This is a genomic window from Roseibium sp. RKSG952, assembly GCF_009711355.1.
Window position 1 is genome coordinate 1 of sequence record NZ_SMMF01000437.1, and the last position, 995, is coordinate 995.

Annotated in this window: 1 protein-coding gene; it reads left to right on the forward strand. The window is 59.4% G+C overall.

The window, feature by feature from the left end; translation table 11 throughout:
- The coding region (gene tuf, locus E1297_RS01430; protein WP_155132962.1) for an elongation factor Tu at positions 1–933 on the forward strand (933 nt) is incomplete at its 5' end.
- Positions 934–995: the final 62 nt, after the last annotated feature.

Genomic DNA, 995 nt, shown 5'->3' on the forward strand with positions numbered 1-995 from the left:
GACTACGTCAAGAACATGATCACCGGTGCTGCCCAGATGGACGGCGCGATCCTGGTTGTGAACGCTGCTGACGGCCCGATGCCGCAGACGCGTGAGCACATCCTGCTGGGCCGCCAGGTTGGCATCCCGAAGATGGTCGTGTTCATGAACAAAGTCGACCAGGTTGACGACGAAGAGCTGCTGGAACTGGTTGAGATGGAAGTTCGCGAACTGCTGTCCAGCTACGACTACCCCGGCGACGATGTTCCGATCATCGCAGGTTCGGCTCTGGCCGCGATGGAAGGCAACAACCCGGAAATCGGCGAAGAGAAAATCAAAGAACTGATGGCGGCTGTTGATGACTACATCGACACCCCTGAGCGTGAAGTCGACAAGCCGTTCCTGATGCCGGTTGAAGACGTGTTCTCGATCTCGGGCCGTGGTACCGTTGTGACCGGTCGTGTTGAGCGTGGCGTGATCAACGTTGGCGACGAGATTGAAATCGTCGGCATCCGCGACACTCAGAAAACCACCTGTACCGGTGTTGAAATGTTCCGCAAGCTGCTGGACCGCGGTGAAGCAGGCGACAACATCGGCGCGCTGCTGCGCGGTATCGACCGTGACGGCGTTGAGCGTGGCCAGGTTCTGTGTAAGCCGGGTTCGGTTACACCGCACACCAAGTTCGAAGCCGAAGCCTACATCCTGACCAAGGAAGAAGGCGGTCGTCACACCCCGTTCTTCGCGAACTACCGTCCGCAGTTCTACTTCCGTACAACTGACGTGACCGGCACCGTGACCCTGGCGGCTGGCACCGAGATGGTTATGCCTGGCGACAACGTCGGCTTCACCGTCGAGCTGATCGCACCGATCGCGATGGAAGACGGCCTGCGTTTCGCGATCCGCGAAGGCGGCCGCACCGTCGGCGCCGGCGTCGTCTCGAAAATCATCGAGTAAGTCGCGCCAGCGAATATCCAAAGAAAGGGCGTCCCTCGGGACGCCCTTTTTCGTTTTTGCCT